General features: G+C 37.8%; 13 protein-coding genes and 1 pseudogene. 12 read left to right on the top strand and 2 right to left on the bottom strand.

Features of this window, described 5'->3' with window-relative positions:
* The first annotated feature begins 29 nt into the window (after positions 1-29).
* The 10 genes and pseudogenes from CHB66_RS01395 (at position 30) to CHB66_RS01350 (ending at position 11,453) form a co-directional block, all read left to right on the top strand.
* Positions 30-791, top strand: coding sequence for a DUF547 domain-containing protein (locus CHB66_RS01395; protein ID WP_089237197.1), 762 nt, complete (start codon positions 30-32; stop codon positions 789-791).
* Positions 766-2,139: an NAD(P)/FAD-dependent oxidoreductase gene (locus CHB66_RS01390; protein ID WP_089237195.1), complete on the top strand. Its 1,374-nt coding sequence runs from the start codon at positions 766-768 to the stop codon at positions 2,137-2,139. The genes CHB66_RS01395 and CHB66_RS01390 overlap by 26 nt, the downstream gene beginning before the upstream one ends.
* A complete protein-coding gene (locus tag CHB66_RS01385; RefSeq protein WP_089237193.1) occupies positions 2,136-3,680 on the top strand; it encodes a 4Fe-4S binding protein in 1,545 nt (514 codons plus the stop codon). The genes CHB66_RS01390 and CHB66_RS01385 overlap by 4 nt, the downstream gene beginning before the upstream one ends.
* The gene (locus tag CHB66_RS01380) at positions 3,680-5,143 is read left to right on the top strand and encodes a cellulose synthase family protein (protein WP_089237191.1); all 1,464 of its coding nucleotides are present in this window, start codon (positions 3,680-3,682) and stop codon (positions 5,141-5,143) included. The genes CHB66_RS01385 and CHB66_RS01380 overlap by 1 nt, the downstream gene beginning before the upstream one ends.
* Positions 5,144-5,187: 44 nt before the next feature.
* The gene (locus CHB66_RS01375) at positions 5,188-5,877 is read left to right on the top strand and encodes a glycosyltransferase family 2 protein (protein WP_089237440.1); all 690 of its coding nucleotides are present in this window, start codon (positions 5,188-5,190) and stop codon (positions 5,875-5,877) included.
* A 304-nt stretch (positions 5,878-6,181) separates the two neighbouring features.
* Positions 6,182-7,210, top strand: a complete 1,029-nt coding sequence (locus CHB66_RS01370) for a PDDEXK nuclease domain-containing protein (protein WP_089237189.1) — start codon at positions 6,182-6,184, stop codon at positions 7,208-7,210.
* Between the two features lie 23 nt (positions 7,211-7,233).
* Positions 7,234-7,443 (top strand): annotated as a pseudogene (locus CHB66_RS01365) (glycosyltransferase family 2 protein); the annotation flags it as partial.
* Positions 7,444-7,619: 176 nt separating this feature from the next.
* Positions 7,620-8,402 (top strand): hypothetical protein, encoded by a 783-nt coding sequence (locus CHB66_RS01360; RefSeq protein WP_089237187.1) that lies wholly within the window; start codon positions 7,620-7,622, stop codon positions 8,400-8,402.
* Between the two features lie 428 nt (positions 8,403-8,830).
* Positions 8,831-9,724 (top strand): hypothetical protein, encoded by an 894-nt coding sequence (locus CHB66_RS01355; protein ID WP_089237185.1) that lies wholly within the window; start codon positions 8,831-8,833, stop codon positions 9,722-9,724.
* A 385-nt stretch (positions 9,725-10,109) separates the two neighbouring features.
* Positions 10,110-11,453, top strand: a complete 1,344-nt coding sequence (locus CHB66_RS01350) for a carotene biosynthesis protein (RefSeq protein WP_245812641.1) — start codon at positions 10,110-10,112, stop codon at positions 11,451-11,453.
* On the opposite strand, the gene CHB66_RS01345 is transcribed toward CHB66_RS01350, so the two are convergent.
* On the bottom strand, positions 11,424-12,212 hold the full coding sequence (locus tag CHB66_RS01345) for a LytR/AlgR family response regulator transcription factor (RefSeq protein WP_089237181.1): 789 nt from the start codon (positions 12,210-12,212) through the stop codon (positions 11,424-11,426). The two genes, CHB66_RS01350 and CHB66_RS01345, sit on opposite strands and share 30 nt — an antisense overlap.
* 80 nt (positions 12,213-12,292) lie before the next feature.
* Positions 12,293-14,323 carry a sensor histidine kinase gene (locus tag CHB66_RS01340; protein WP_089237179.1) on the bottom strand — a complete coding sequence of 677 codons (2,031 nt, stop codon included), beginning with the start codon at positions 14,321-14,323 and terminating at the stop codon, positions 12,293-12,295.
* 378 nt (positions 14,324-14,701) lie between these two features.
* On the opposite strand from CHB66_RS01340, the gene CHB66_RS01335 reads away from it, so the two are divergent.
* Together CHB66_RS01335 and CHB66_RS01330 are read left to right on the top strand one after the other, a co-directional pair.
* Positions 14,702-16,360 (top strand): vWA domain-containing protein, encoded by a 1,659-nt coding sequence (locus tag CHB66_RS01335; RefSeq protein ID WP_141107349.1) that lies wholly within the window; start codon positions 14,702-14,704, stop codon positions 16,358-16,360.
* A 90-nt stretch (positions 16,361-16,450) separates the two neighbouring features.
* A complete protein-coding gene (locus CHB66_RS01330; protein WP_089237174.1) occupies positions 16,451-17,164 on the top strand; it encodes a hypothetical protein in 714 nt (237 codons plus the stop codon).
* Positions 17,165-17,178 lie beyond the last annotated feature (14 nt).

The raw sequence follows: 17,178 nt of genomic DNA, 5'->3' as shown, positions 1-17,178 counted from the left end.
CTATCTTAATTCGTTAATTGAGTAAAAAAATGAAAGTTTCAATCTTCCTTGCTTGTATTCTACTTTTTAATTTATCCTGTAATGCATCAGATTTGGGTACATTAGGTAGTAGTTCACCATCTCATGACATATTTGATCAATTGCTCAAGAAGCATGTCTCTAAAGAAGGAATGGTGGATTATCAAGGTTTTATTAAAGACAAAGCTAAGCTGAACCAGTATTGTGACTTATTAAGTAAAAATGCACCTGACAGAAAGACTTGGACTAAGGATGAGCAATTAGCCTACTGGATCAATGCTTATAATGCTTTTACTATCAAATTGATCGTGGATAATTATCCAGTCAAAAGTATTCAAGACTTGCATCCAAAAATCAAAATTCCGCTCATCAATACAGTATGGCACATTAAATTCTTCCAAATAGGAGGGCAAGACGCAAGCTTAGATGAGATTGAACACAAGATTTTAAGGAAGGAATTTGAAGAGCCACGCATTCACTTTGCCATCAATTGTGCATCATATTCCTGTCCACCACTGCTCAACGAGGCCTTTGTGCCAGCTAAGATTGATACTCAGTTAGATAAAGTAGCAATTACATTTATCAATGACTCAAAAAGAAATAAAATCAGTAAAGACAAGGTTGAGATTTCAAAGATTTTTTCATGGTTTAAGGGTGATTTTACAAAAAATGGGAACATTATTGACTATCTTAACCAATATTCCAAAGTAAAAATCAACCCAAAAGCCAAAGTCTCACACCTAGATTATGACTGGTCACTCAACGAAAAGTAAATCCAAGCATTTTGTAATCATTGGTAATGGAATCGCAGGAGTCACTTGTGCAAGACATTTGAGAAAGGCAGATCAAACCTGTCAAATCACAATTATTTCAGGAGAAAGCAAGCATTTTTTCTCAAGAACTGCCCTGATGTATATTTACATGGGACACATGAAGTACGAGCATACCAAGCCTTATGAAGATTGGTTTTGGGAGAAAAATAGGATAGCCCTCAAACAAGCTTGGGTAAGTCAGGTGGATACCGATAAAAAGACTTTGATTTTTTCAGATGATTCTACTTTTGATTATGATGTGTTGATCATTGCCTCAGGCTCAAAGCCAAATAAATTTGGGTGGAAAGGAGAAAATCTCCAAGGAGTTCAGGGACTCTACAGCATTCAGGATTTGGAATTGATGGAGAAAAATTCTCAAGCCGTAAAAAGAGCAGTGGTCGTGGGAGGGGGATTGATCGGGATCGAAATGGCAGAGATGTTTTCAAGCCGAAAGATTCCTGTGACTTTTTTGGTCAGAGAGAAGAATTTTTGGGATACTATTTTGCCAGAAGATGAAGCCAAATTGATCAATAGACATATCAAAGAACATCATATTGATTTGCGATTAGAGACCGAACTTGATGAAATCCTAGACGATGGAACAGGCCGAGTGAAAGCCATAAAAACCAAATCAGGTGACTTGATTGATTGTCAATTTGTAGGATTGACCGTAGGCGTGAGGCCAAATGTAGATTTTCTAAAGGAATCCAAAATTCAAATCAATCGGGGTGTTGTCATAGATGCATGTTTCAAAACAAATATGGAGGATGTCTATGCCATCGGAGACTGTGCGGAATTCCAAGAAGCACCGGCTGCTGATCGTAAAAACATCGAGCAGGTCTGGTACACGGGCAGAATGCACGGAGAGACACTCGCCTACAACCTGAGCAACTCCAAAAAAGTACCGTATCAGCCAGGAATCTGGTTCAACTCAGCCAAATTCTTTGACATCGAATATCAGACTTACGGATTTGTCCCACCGATTTGGGGAGAGGAGATAGAGAGTTTTTACTGGGAAGATTCCAAAGGGAAAATCGCCATCAGAATTCTCTATCAAAAATCAAATCAAGCGATAATCGGCGTGAATGCATTCGGGTGGAGACTTCGCCACGAATATTTCGATTCTGCCATTGAGAAAGGATATCACCTAGAAAAAGTGCTCGGAGAACTGGGTCAAGCGAGTTTCAATCCTGAGTTTTACAAATCCTTGCATAAAGAAGTTCTGAAGCAGTACAATCAGGAAAATAAGAGGTCTATCCAAATCAAAAAACAATCATTTCTCCAAAAGCTAATCGGTTCCCGCGCATGAAATTCATTCAAAAAATAGGCTTGGTAATTTTTATTTTGGCATTGGCTGGTTTCAGTCTTTTGCCATTTTATGGTTCTTATCAACTCGAAAAAGAATTAGTCATTTCGGAGACCAAGGATATTCACCAAGAAGCAATGGTAGACATCCTCCAACCGATGTATGGCAAAGTTTATACCTCCAATATCAAATTCATTGCTGACTTCAATAGGTATTTTGATGGGTACAATGATGAATTGAAAAGTGCTGAAGAATGGGATAAGGTGATTTGGGATGACTACACTTTTTCTTTGACCAAAGCCTCAGCTACAGGCCCTGTGAGTGAAAGTCCGAGTTTATTTCTTGCTGTGACCATTTTACTTGGAGCATTTGGCGCTTTATTGTACATCCTCCCGCTCTACCGAAATCAACCCAATGGAATCAAAAATGATGGAATCTATCATTCTTCTATGAAGTCGAGGGGGCTACTTGGAATGATCACAGGCTCTTGGTTGCTTCTATTCTACATTGTTCTCTATTGGTTTCCAGCCTATTTGACCAATCTGGTTCTGATGGTCGATCCCTTATCAATGGCGCTTTCGGGCAATCCTGCCTCACAGTGGTTTTTATATGGGTTGATCTACACCCTGGCCATTTTAGTCATGGGAATCAGGATGTTTAGGAAATATCGGGGCAATAATTACCAAACGATTCGAACGGCATCGGTGATGTTTTTCCAATTGGCTTTTGCTTTTATGCTTCCAGAAATCTTGGTTTTGTTCAATATGCCCTGGCATGATTTTAAGAATATCTGGCCATTGGACTACTCCTTTTTCTACGATTACAGACTAGAAGGAATGCTAGGTTCTGGAGCCTTGGGGATGTTTATGTTGGTTTGGGGGATAATTTTGATTGTGGTGGGTGTGCCGCTATTCACATATTTTTATGGAAAAAGATGGTATTGCAGTTGGGTCTGTGGATGTGGTGGATTGGCAGAGACTCTGGGTGATCCTTACCGTCAGCTTTCTGATAAGTCCCTGAAATCTTGGAAAATTGAGCGGTATTTGATCCATGGCGTATTGGTTTTTGCGGTGGTGATGACTGCAGTTACGCTGGCGAATTATTTTATGGAATTTGAGCTATTGGGTTACGCCACCAATGAATTGCATACGGTTTATGGCTTTTTGATTGGCTCTGCTTTTGCAGGAGTGATCGGAACTGGTTTCTATCCCTTGATGGGGAACAGAGTTTGGTGTAGATTTGGGTGTCCTTTGGCAGCATACCTAGGATTGGTACAGCGCTTCAAGTCCAGGTTCCGAATCACCACCAATGGCGGACAGTGTATCTCTTGCGGCAATTGCTCCACTTATTGCGAAATGGGAATCGATGTTCGCTGGTATGCGCAAAGAGGCCAAAACATCGTCAGGTCTTCTTGCGTGGGTTGTGGAGTTTGCTCTGCCGTATGCCCAAGAGGAGTCTTGAAATTAGAAAATGCAGGTGAAGAAGGCAGAATCAATGACATGCCCATCATCATCGGCAACAAATCCATAAGCATAAAATCTTAATGATCTTTATTTATATCATCATGGGCATTTACGCCCTAGCGATGCTGTTTATCCTCTTGTATAGCTTTGCTCAAGCAAATTTGCTCTATCATTTTTTTCAGTTTAGGAAAAACATCCCCAAGGCAAGTCCACCTGCTTGGGAAAAGCTTCCTTTTGTGACGATACAGCTCCCGATTTTCAACGAAAAATATGTAGTTGAGAGACTTATTGACGCTGCTGCCAAATTCAACTATCCAAAGAATAAACTTGAAATCCAGCTGCTGGATGACAGTACAGATGAAACGGCAGCTATTATCAAAAGCTATATTCAAAATTATCCTGAGATAGATTTTCAGTATATCCACAGAACAGATCGGAGAGGATTCAAAGCCGGTGCACTTAAATCGGGCTTGGAACAGGCAAAAGGTGAATTTATCGCTGTTTTTGATGCAGATTTTGTGCCTTATCCTGACTTTATTCTCCAGACTATTGGACATTTTGCGAATGAAAAAATCGGCATGGTACAAAGTCGCTGGACGCATCTGAATGAAGGCTATTCTATTCTGACAAGGCTTCAAGCTTTTGCTTTGGATGCCCATTTTATGGTGGAGCAGATGGGGAGAAATCATCAGCAAGCCTTTATCAATTTCAATGGAACGGGTGGGATTTGGAGAAAATCCTGTATCCTCGATGCGGGAAATTGGCATGATGATACCTTGACAGAGGATTTGGACTTAAGTTACAGAGCGCAACAAAAAGGTTGGGAATTCATCTACAGGCCAGATGTAAAATCACCTGCTGAGTTGCCGCCTGTGATGTCAGCCATCAAGTCTCAGCAGTTTCGCTGGACTAAGGGTGGTGCTGAGTGTGCAGCCAAACACCTGAAAAGTGTGTGGCTACAGCCCTTGGGCCTGAGAAAAAAATTGCATGCATCGGCACACTTACTAAATGCAGCGATTTTTATCGCGGTGGTGCTGGTGAGTTTGTGTAGTATCCCACTTTGGTGGGCTTTTCAGCAGGATATGATTCCTGGAGAGATTTTTAGAGGAGCAGCGGTTTTCTTGGTGGGTTTCGTGATTATCGCTTTGGTGTATTTCTTTGCCAACTTGAGCTTGGTGGAATTTTCTACCAAAGGAATATTGAGATTCCTGTGGGAATTGCCCTTGTTTCTCTCCGTGTCTATGGGACTTTCCATTCACAATGCCCAAGCGGTATGGGAAGGGTTGACGGGCAAGAAATCCCCTTTTATCCGCACGCCAAAATACAATCTGAGCGAGACAGAATCTTGGAAGAAAAATAGCTATCACCAACTCAAGGTTCCCATGACAACTTATCTAGAGGGAATAATGGCAGTAGTATTTTTCTTTATGGTTGTCATGTCTATTTATTTTCAGACCTACGAAATGCTTGTGTTTCATGCGATGCTGGCTTTAGGTTTTACGCTAGTCAGTATTGAATCTTTCAAAAGCTACAGGTTGAAATAATATCATTCAAACCCTTTCTTTTCACCAAATCAAAAATTTTGCAATTGAATCAGCCTATCATCGACGTCATTATTCCAGCTTTCAACGAGGAGGATTCCATTGGAAAAGTTATCCGAGATATTCCCACTATTGTCAGGCATGTGGTGGTGGCAAATAATGGTTCTTCAGATACCACAAAAAAAGTTGCTGAAGTAGCTGGCGCAATTGTTCTGGATGAACCGCAGAAAGGCTATGGCAAAGCTTGTCTGACAGCCATGGATTATTTATCGAAAGTTGAAGAACAGGCAGATATCGTCGTGTTTTTAGATGGAGATTATTCTGATTATCCCGAACAGCTGCTTGATCTAATAAAGCCGATTATAGAACAGGATTATGATATGGTCATTGGTTCTCGGGCTTTAGGGAAAAGAGAAGGCGGATCGATGACCTTGCCTCAAGTTTTTGGGAATTGGCTAGCGACGACGCTGATGCGCTGGATTTACAAGACCAACTATACCGACCTTGGCCCATTCAGAGCGATCAAGTGGAATCAATTGAAAGCCTTGGGAATGGTAGATGAAAACTATGGATGGACCATAGAAATGCAAATCAAAGCCGCCCAAGCAGGCCTCAAAACCACAGAAATCCCCGTAGATTACAGAAAGCGCATAGGCGTCTCAAAAGTAAGTGGTACGGTAAAAGGAGTATTCGGAGCAGGATATAAAATTCTTTGGACGATTTATAAGTATTGGTAAAAAATGTATGTATCTGCTATCACACTAGTAACCCTATTTAATCAGGTACATACTTTTGATTCAGCTGCTGTCGACTGTCATCCGTCGACGATTATCCGCTTGATACAATTGTTTTATTTAGTTCGGCCGTCATTACGGATAATCATAATAAAATGTCATTTTTAATCAAATATACCCTGTAGTAGGTATTTTTTTAAAGTGAAGAAGTTGGTAGTTTTAGTGGGGAACAGATTTGGGGAATTTTACTCAAACTCGATTTTAAACCTGTCTAATTCGATACCTTTAAAACGCTAGACTACGAAACATGAATTTACTGGACAATACATATAAGCATTGGCTAGAAAACATTAAGCACAAAATAAAAGCTGCACAGGTAAGGGCAGCGGTGAGTGTGAGTTCCCAAATGTTAGAAATGTATTGGCAATTGGCAGAAGAGATAGTTGCCAAACAAAAAACAGCCAATTGGGGTGAGGCTGTTTTGGAACAACTCTCTATTGACTTAAAGTTGAGTTTCCCTAATATAAATGGATTTTCTCGGAGAAACCTTTATGCTATTAGACAGTGGTATCTTTTTTATAGTACACAGCATGAATTTGTGCCACAAGCTGTGGCACAAATTCCTTGGGGGCACAATAGGCTGATAATTAGTAAAGTAAAAAATATTGAAGAGGCTATATTTTATTGTAAAGCCACTTTAGAAAACGGTTGGAACAGGGATAATTTAGCGTTAGCCATTAAAAATAAGTATTACGAAGCCAAAGGGAAATCAATTAGCAATTTCAAAAATACCTTGCCAGAGATACAATCAGAATTGGCACAAGAAACCCTCAAAAACCCCTTCAATTTTGATTTCTTAGGTTTAGAAGACGATGCTTTAGAAAGAGAAATCGAAAATGCTATGATGGAGCATATTACAAAATTCTTGATAGAATTGGGTAAGGGATTTGCTTTTGTAGGAAGACAGTATCAATTAATAGTGAGTGAAAACGAGTATTATATTGACTTGCTTTTTTACCATCTTCAACTGCGTTGCTTTGTTGTGGTTGAGTTAAAAGCAGGAAAGTTTAAACCAGAATATGCAGGCAAGCTCAATTTTTATCTTTCCGCAGTAGATAGCCAACTCAAACTTCCTAGCGATAATTCAAGCATTGGATTGATTTTGTGCAAGGATAAAGATAAAATAGAGGCAGAATATGCATTGCGGGATATTCAAAAACCCATTGGCATTAGCGAATACCTTTTAACACAAAACTTGCCTGAAAACTTCAAAAGCCAACTGCCCACCGTAGAGCAATTAGAGAATCAACTAAATGAAAACGATGATGAGGGATAATTATAAGTTATAAGACTATCAAGTGGGATCAATTGAAAGCCTTGGGCATGGTAGATGAAAACTATGGATGGACCATCGAGATGCAAATCAAAGCCGCCCAAGCAGGCCTCAAAACCACAGAAATCCCTGTAGATTACAGAAAGCGCATAGGCGTCTCAAAAGTAAGCGGCACGGTGAAAGGAGTCTTCGGGGCAGGCTATAAGATTCTTTGGACGATTTATAAATATTGGTAAAATGTCGTTTTTGATCAAATATACCCTGTAGTAGGTATTTTTTTAGAGTGAAGAAGTTGGTAGTTTTAGAGGAAGATAATTAAGAAATATCCGCCACTTACTTGCGCAAAGGATTCAATATGGAACAAATAGCGCAATGATTGCGGATATCAAACCGTTGGGCAACATTTAAATAAATGACATTGGAGACAGCAACATCAAAGGACAAAGAAATTCCCTTCGACAAGTTAGTAGCACTTGACGATGAAGTGCGTGCTTCAATCAATCTCATTCATTCTGGACTCGCTGAGCTACAAAACATCAACGGAGGTAATGACTTTTACTACCTTCCGTTCAACCTACTATCTAACGGCTTTGAGAAACTTCTAAAGCTCATCATTTGCTTTTATCATTGGGAGCAGTACGGACAATTCCCGACAATGGACGACTTCAAAAAGAGTAAAAAAGACAACGGACACAATCTCCTTTACTTGAAGGACAAAGTAACCGCTGACTACTTTGTTGCGAGTACTCCTGCACTCAAAGATGACCTGGACACATTAACAAACAACCCGACCCTCAATCAACTTGTTGATTTTTTGGGGGAGTTCGGACAATATTCGAGATACTACAACCTTGACGTAATCATATCCAATCCAAAGCAAAAAAGCAAGGATATCAAACAACTCTGGGAGCGACTGGAGACCGACTTATTGCTCGCAGACAAGGAGTTGTTTGATAAATTCAAGGACAACCACAAGGACATTGACAAGACCAAACTTGACGAGATAAGAAAGATAAACGACCAAGTTCGCACCAAGACAATTGTATTGCTTGAGATTTTCGCAAGAGCCCTGACAAGACAATTCACATTCGGTAAATTGGGACAAGCACAAAGGTTTACCGGGACAATTAGAACTTTCTTATTCCTCAACGACAGCGACCTTGGACAGAGAGATTACAGAGAATTAAAAAAATAAAAAAGAAAAACGTTGCCCAACAAAGGCTAAGAAAACATGCGGGCTGACAGGGTAAAATGAAATTTAGTACACGTTATGAAACTTGGTTCTCGGTTGACAAATACGTGTTCCAAAACCCGCACGTTTCTTAGCCAGGGCCAACGTAAAGTACCATTTACCAAGAATTGAAAATCCTTTGACCTAAGCAGATTTTCCATCATCAAATAGCTTCCCCAGCAATCTGTAAAATAATCTACATATCCGCTTTCACATCAGTAAGCAAACAAAATGGTGTACTTTAAATCATTTGATGCACTGATAACTGATCGACTGATACCTGTTAAACCTTATCCACAAGATTATTTGTGATATAATTGCATGCGGGTGTCATTGCGGAGAATCATATAATTATTAATCGTAAATTAGAGTGCGAATAAAAACTATATGTTATGAAAAAATCACTCACCATTCTTTTTTTGATTGCCACCATCAGCTTTTCTTGTTCAAAAGCGCCTCAGCGTGAAAATATTAATTTTGAGGAGTGGGGGAAGTATTGGTTTCAGGGGAAAGCCGAAATCAGCAGTTTTGACTTGGAGCAATATCGATATGGTGAAGCGAGAGCAGGAGAGGCGGTCTTGATATTTGTGACGGAAGATTTTTCTAGGAAGAAGCAAGTGAAGCTAGACAATCCACAGGAAGCCGGAAAGGATAAGATTTCTGTGTTGAAGATGAATCAGACGAGAGATTTTGTTACGGGGATCTATCCCTATCATATGATGCTGTCTGCTTTTACCCCGACGAAGGAGAAATCACAAGGACTCAAATTTACTTCATCTGTTCAGGAGTGGTGTGGGCAGAGTTTCACCCAACTTAATCTGAATGGGCAAGATTCCTATTCAGGAAAGTTATTCTCTTATTTTGAAAAGGAAGGAGATCAATCGATCAGTTTGACAGGCATGGCTGAGGATGATTTATGGAATTTGATTCGAATTTCACCCAATGAAATCCCTATTGGAGGGGTGACCATATTCCCATCTTTATTTTATCAACGCTTTTCCCATCAGGAATTGGCGGCGGAAGAAGCATTTATCAGAGTGCAAGACATCAGCAATGACCGCAAGCAGTTAGAATTGACTTACAGCTCAGGATCACGTGTATTGAAGATAGATTTCGAGAAAGATTTTCCACACGAAATCATGGCTTGGGAAGAAAGCCAAACCAAATCCAATGGTCAGAAAGAAGTTACCAAAGCACGGAGAAAAGCTGTGAAAGTGATTGATTATTGGACGAGAAACGGGGTGGAGGATGAGTTTTTGAGGGAAGAGTTGAAATTGAAGGAATGATTGAGGAGATGTGAGATATGAGATGTGAGATGTGAGACACAAGATATAAGATACAAGACGCAAGACAAAGGAGGAAGGTGGAGGGATGAAGATGAATGAGGGAGTATAAAGGATGAAGGATGAATGAGGGACGATGAAGTAAGAGTCGAGAATCAATGCCCTGAAGGGGCAAATGATACTAACATTGGGTTTCAACCCAATGCAATAATGAATATCTATGTGCTTTTGCCCTGAAGTGCCCGTCCCGAACATCGGGAGGCAATTGAATAGCTAAAAAAAATCAACAAAAAATTATCAACTATTCTTAAGGACGAGACAGAGTTGGTAATTAATATCATTAAGGCCAACTGTAAAAAATAATTCAAAACACTTTAAAAGCTTCTTTTTGAAAAACAGCATACAGTTCTACATGGTCATTTTGATCTACTCAATAGCGCTATTTTTTTTGGGCTACTGCTTAGATCGAAGTGACTTTTTCATTCAATTGACGCTTTATATGCTCTGTTTTGGAGTAAGTTTGATCATCTACCAAAATGCTGAAAAATGGGGAATTTCCTTAAAATTGGGATTGATGTATGCTTTTTTGTTGAGAATGATTCTGATAATTTCAGAACCTGTTCTTTCAGATGATTTTTATCGCTTTATTTTTGATGGGCAGCTGATTAGAAATGGAATCAACCCTTATCTGTATCTTCCTCAAGAAGCATTTGAATTGTTAAAAATTGGTGATTCCGAGTATTGGAATCAGCTCTTGACTCAAATGAATTCTAGTGGGTATTATTCAGTTTATCCACCTTTGCATCAGCTATTTTTCTGGTTAGCAGCATTGGGAGGGGAGCATTTGAGTATGAATATCCTGATTCTTCGACTTGCTGTTTTGCTTTTTGAAATCTTGAATTGTCTTTTATTAATTCAAATCCTAAAACAATGGAATCTTCCAAAGTCCAAAGTCCTTTTGTATGCCTTCAATCCACTTGTGATCTTGGAGCTGACAGGCAATCTTCATTTTGAAGGAATGGTGCTTTTTGGCTTACTGGGAATGGCGTACTTCCTAGGCAAAGTGAATCGAGCTTCAATATTTTGGACTTGGGCAGTGGGGGTGAAGTTAAGTCCTTTGATGCTGGGTCCTATTTTACTGAAGTTTTTTGGTGGAAAGAGTAGACTGGTTTTTCTTTTACTTTCTGCGCTCGTTATTGTGGTGTTATTTATCCCATTATTCTTCGAGGGAGCCTTTTTGAATTTTTGGCAGAGCTTCAGATTGTATCAAAGTAGTTTTGAGTTCAATGGGTCCATTTACTATTTACTCAGATGGATTTCTAGTTTTTGGTTGGATTATAACCCGATTAGAACCCTTGGTCCAGTGTTGAGCATGTTGTCTCTCGGTTTGATTTTATGGCTTAGTTTGGGCGTTAAAAAAGCCAATTTACCAGATTTAGTACAGCGCATCGTATGGGTTTATTTGGCCTACTTACTTTTTCAGACGACTGTTCACCCTTGGTATCTGATTCCTGCATTTGGTCTCGGGATTTTGGTGGGGGACAGAGTTTTCTTAGCATGGACTGCTTTGGTGTTTTTGTCTTATCATGCTTATAGGGAGTTTGGCGTAGATGAAAAATGGCCTATTCTTTTGTTTGAATACACTATTCTTTATTCAATGATATTTCTTGCATTTAAAAAGGTCCTAAAGCAGAATAGGAAGTCAAATTTTGGAAATATTATTAAAAATTGATTCTAATATTAGATTCTTATTTCGACTAATTCTAATTTTTGTATTGTCGATCATTTCTACAATGCCTCCATCAGTTTTCAATACTCTTTTGAGGTGGGTTGGATTTATTAAGTGAGAATGATGTATTCTGAGAAATCCGTTGCAGGTTAAAGCATTTTCAAGCTCTTTTAAGTTTTTAGAAACCAAAAATGATTTGGAGTTATCAGAAAGGTAGATGTGGCTGTAGTTTCTTTCAGCTTCACATCTGATTATTTTTCTTATTTCAATAATTTCATAGCCATCCATAGTTGGAACAGCCAACTGTTCTGGTTTTTTGTGTGGGGCATCAAAGAGCACGCGTAATAATTCAATTTGTATTGGGTCAATTTTTTGAATCTTTTTGTGTTTCCATTTTTCTAAACAGCCTAAAAAATCATCAATCATCAAGGGTTTTAGTAGATAGTCGATTGCGTTATGTCTAAATGCATCTAATGCAAAATCATCATAAGCTGTGAGAAACACAAGGTCAAAATTAAACGTGGAATTAATTTTTTTCATCTCCAGTAATAGCTGAATTCCATTCAAAGGGAACATCTCTATATCCAAAAAAAGTAAATCAAAACTTAATTCTCCTTGTTTCCATTCTTCCAAGAATAAGTCAGGTCTTTTGTATCTTTTGAAAAGTATAGCCCCACTTGTATTCTTTTCTATCATATACTGAAAAGTATCCAAGGAATGATCCTCATCATCAACATAAATAATTTTTATAGAATCTGTCATGTCTTCAAATTCAGTATGTTGTTTTGAATATGTGAAGTTACTTAAAAAAATATTTTTAAAAATACCCTCAACAGGGTATTTTATTGATTTTGAACAGTCAGTGTGGCATAGGTTTCAAAGTCATTTTCGGAACTATAGTTTTGATGGACTTCAAAATGTATTTGTTGTTGAAACTGTTCATTGAATAACCTCAATCTTTCTTCAATCAAACTTAGACCAAATGATTTTCTATTGGGTTCTGTTGTCAATTTTGATTTTAAACCCTTTTCATACCCTATACCGTTATCTTTAATTCTTATTTTCAAGCCATCTATTTCTTGGCAGACTGATATTTCGATCAGTTTAATCGGTTTGGCTGATGGTAGAAGTCCGTGTTTGATGGCGTTTTCTACAAGGGGTTGGAGAATTCTAGGGGGGATCTGAATTTGTTCAATGCAAAGTCCTTTTTCAATGATGATCTTGAAGTTAAAGTCATCATTGAATCTCAGTTGTTCAATTTCCAAATATAGCTCTGTGATTTTCAGTTCCTCTTGAAGGTCTATAGCTGGAAGTTTGTTATAAGAAAGTGTTTTTCTCAAAAGTGTTGCAAAAGCATTGATGTAATTCACTGCTTTGGTTTCTGAATGTTTCAGAACCAAATCTCTAAATGCACTAATGGCATTAAAAATAAAATGTGGGTCCATCTGAGCTTCGAGGGTTTGAAGTTTTAGGCTTTGAATTTTATTCTCGAAGACAGTTTTCATCAGCATCATTCTTTGTTCTTCTTTTTTTTGATGCTCTTTTTGAATGGTTTCTTTTGCTTCTTTGATAAGCTTTTCTAGCCTAATACTCTCTTCCTGAACGAGCTGCTTGTTTGTCTCTAGTTGTTTGATATAAAGGTTTTGATTTTGAATACTTTCTTTTTTTACTAAGCTGTTGTAGTAGGCTAGAATCATGGCATTGATCGTAATTTCTATAAAAATAGTAATGACTAAAATATCTCCATCATTGATGATAGCTCTCCCTATGGTGATACTTCTATCATGGAACATAGCCAGGTAAATTGCAGTAAAAGTGCCTATCAACATCACTCCTGCTGCCATTACAAAGTATTTTTTGACTGGGCTTTGTATAGTAGCTATGATATAGACAAGTAATCCAATATAAATTGGCATAATCAAAACCCTAAATCCATTATAGATTAGGGGTATTAATTGGTCATTTATACCCGAGATATTCAAAAACATAAATAGCAAGCTGTATAAAAAAAGTATCCAGCAGAGCCCGTTAAGTGTTTTTGCTAGCGTGATATTTTGTTTTTTGATTTCTAAAAGGTCTTTGATAAAAAGAATATAAAAGATATAAACCCAAATGGTAGAAGCTTCAAAGGTGTAATGCTTGAGAAATACCAGTCCATGAAAATAACCATAACTCACAAATGGGATATGCGCCCAAAATTGGAGAGAAAAAAACCAGCTAGATATTATATAAAGTAAATAAATGAAGTAGAGTCTTTGCCTATTGATTAAGGCATAAGCAAAAAAGAAAATAGCTGCAAAAGTAATCAGCCCCATGGAAATGGTATGAATCACTCTCACGAATTCAGCCTGATAATCTCTATGATAGAACTCCTCGTACGTAGCTAATCGATCTTTTACTGATAAGGATGCTCTTTTAGGATTTGATCTCAAAATATTGGCCTTGATAATAAAAGTAGTTGTATCATTTGCTGGTAAGGGTAGGAAAGTGATTTCAGGGAAATGTTTGAAATATGAATTTTTTGCTTGTACCCAAGTTCCAGCTGTATCTATTGGAACTAGCATACCTTTTTTATTGATATGAAGTGAATAGAGTAGGATTGGTTTTGGGTTTAGAAAAACAAAAGCTGTGTCATTCTCCTTGGGATTGTAAATGTCTATTTTGAACCAAACATGATTTCCTCTTTTTTCTTTTATTTGAATGACATCTGTAAGACTAGATTGCAACCATACAGTATCGGGTCGGTCTCCTTCATATCGTTCTAATTGAAGGATTGAAGGTTTATTAACAGAGGCTGGTGAGATCTCTTTAAACCCTTGTTGGGTTGGGAAGGTGGTTATATTAGTGATTAGTAAAAATATAAGTATCAACATATCTTCAATACTTTAGAGTATCTAGTGAGGGTTTGATCAAAATTGGTAAAGCGCTCAATAACTGATGCTTAACTATTGATAAATATAAGTAATTACTCAATCTGTTTATATTTAGATATTTAAAAAAGTTTTTCAAATACAAAAAAAGTTATTTTGTTTTCGGTAGTTGTACATTCAGATGGTGCAACCGTCCCTGAAAGTAGGTCTATTGTATATTCTATATTTTTCAAAAAGTATCCTATACCTAGCTTAGAACTTAATTATTTGAGTGATCAATTTCGATTCATTCGACTTTTTGATTCTACTCTCGTGCTTGGTACAGCTGAGGCTGTTTTGAATTTTAGATCCCATTTATTTACAAATCAAATGTTAAGTTTTATGAAAAATTTACAACACAACATCTTTAAGATTGCCAGTCTGGCAATTCTTTTTTCTACATTTTATGCCTGTCAAGATTTAACAGATATTCAGCAGGATGTGAATCAATTAAATCAACAAATCGAAATAGATATGTTGAGTAACAATTTTGAAGGGGAGTTGCCTCCTTCGATGGTTCCTTTAAAGGATTACATTTTTAAACAAAAGTCGAACGCCTTCATGTCAGAGTCAGGGAATAGTCTGGAGTCAGAAATTGAAGCTACCCTCAAACCTACAGAAAGTCATACTCAGACATTGACTGGTAAAATCAATGGGGCACCCTCATCGGGAGATGTGATGTTCATTTTGGATTTGACAGGAAGTATGGGGGGAGTTTTGAATACTGCCAAGGCAAATTCAATAAACATTATGAATTCCTTGCGGAGTTTGATTCCAGATACCAACTTCGGAGCTATCTCCCATATGGATTATAATGGAGTTTTTGGAGGTTGTGGATATGGACCAACAAATTACGGATCTGGAATTGACTATCCATATAGATTGGATGCAAATCTAAGTTCAGATTTATCTAATACAGCAAATGGGATTAATTCCATGGTATTAGGTTTTGGAAATGATGGTCCAGAGAATTTTACGAGACCTTTATGGGAATTATACAATGATGAAACTTTAAATTGGAGAGCTGGATCTAAGAAAATCGCGATATTTTGGTTGGACAATCTCCCTCACGATTGTAATGTTTATAGTCTTTTAGGAATCAATGGATTTACAACAGGTCCTGATCCAGGAAGAGATGAAATCGTAGGTACAGCTGATGATTTAGAGTTTGCAAAAACGATCAATGAATTGAAAGAAAATGGCATCACTTTAATTACATTATTTTCAGGTGGAACAAGTGGGAATCCATTTGCATTATGGAAAGCAGCTTCACAATTGACAGGAGGCGATGCTTTTCCTTTTAACTCCTCTAGTCCAGATGTGGCAGATTTTATTTCAGCGATTATTTCTGAAAATTTAAGTAAGATCGATAATTTGAGTATTACTTCTTGTGATCCCACTTTTGCTTCTTGGTTGACAGATGTAGATCCAAGCTCTTATGAAGATATTATATTGGATGAACCAATCGAGAGATTGTTTGATGTAACGATCACTGTTCCGGAGGGTACAGAACCAGGGGTATATACTTTTGATCTTTGCCTTGTAGGTGATGGAGCAGAATATGCCAAAACTTCGGTAACAATCACTGTTCCCGATCAAAATATAACTGTGGCATTTGATGTACATCCGGGAAGCTGTCCTAATCCAATTCAACTAAGAAGAAATGGAGTGATTCCTACTGCCATACTTGGGGCTGAGGGTTTTGATGTCAATGATATAGATGTTTCTTCTATCACACTTGAAGGCGTTTCCCCTATTGGTTTTGCTTACGATGATGTAGCTACTCCATATGAATCTTCTAATGGTGAATCTCTTGATGCCAATGCATGCCATACTTTAGGGGAAGATGGTTATACAGATTTGACACTTCGTTTTAATAGCTCAGATATTGTCAAAGCCTTAGGCAATGTTTCTTCTGGTGATGTTATTAAAGTTAAGATCACTGGTAAGTTGCTCGATGGTACTGATTTCGAAGGTGAAGACGTTATCATCATACGTTAAATAAGCCGATTTTTATTTTTTATAAAGGAGGTTGATCACTAATCAACCTCTTTTTCTTTTTAACTTTATCATCAAAGAAAACTAACACTGATGAACAAAGTCATTTATCTTATATTGTTTGCCTCTTTTCTGCTAAACTCTTGCTCCCCATCTCCAGAGAAGCAAGCTCAAGGTATTATCGATGCCTCTGTGCTATTTCATGATGCAGAGAGAAATTGGGGAGATACTGAATTGATCAAAGTCAATCGAGTTGTCAAAAACTATAACCAAGAAGCTGAGGAAATTCCTTCACAAGTATTCAATCTGGAATTTAGGCTGAAGCCTTTTTTTGAAGCGAAAAGCAATTGGGAAAAGGATAGCGTTTTGCATCGAGTTACTTTTGATGGCTTGAAAGTAAGCTATTGGATGGGACAGAATGAAGTGCTCAATGAAAGTTTTCTAGCCAACAAGAAGTCAGAGTTGGAGTCTTTTTATCATGATTTTACTTTTCCACTAAGCTTGGATGGAAATATAAGCTCAGCACATTATCAGAATAAAATTCAACTTTCCGATAATCGAGAGGCGGAAATAGTGCAAGTGGAACTTCAAAATGGTCAAAAGCTGGCATTATTCTTTTTACCAGAAAATCACCAATTCATTGGTTATAAAAGAGCCAATCGAGGGGAGTATGAAGTGATCAATACTGTAGAACTTCAAAATTACAAAGGACTTATTATTCCTGCCAAAAAGGAAGTATTTGCCGCTGATAGTTTAGGGAATCACCTCTTCCTCAAATCAATTATTACCTACCAATTGACAAATTGATTGCTTAACTTTCG

The organism is Belliella buryatensis (genome assembly GCF_900188245.1).
Lineage (GTDB): Bacteria > Bacteroidota > Bacteroidia > Cytophagales > Cyclobacteriaceae > Belliella > Belliella buryatensis.
This window is presented reverse-complemented; position numbering and strand designations above follow the sequence as displayed.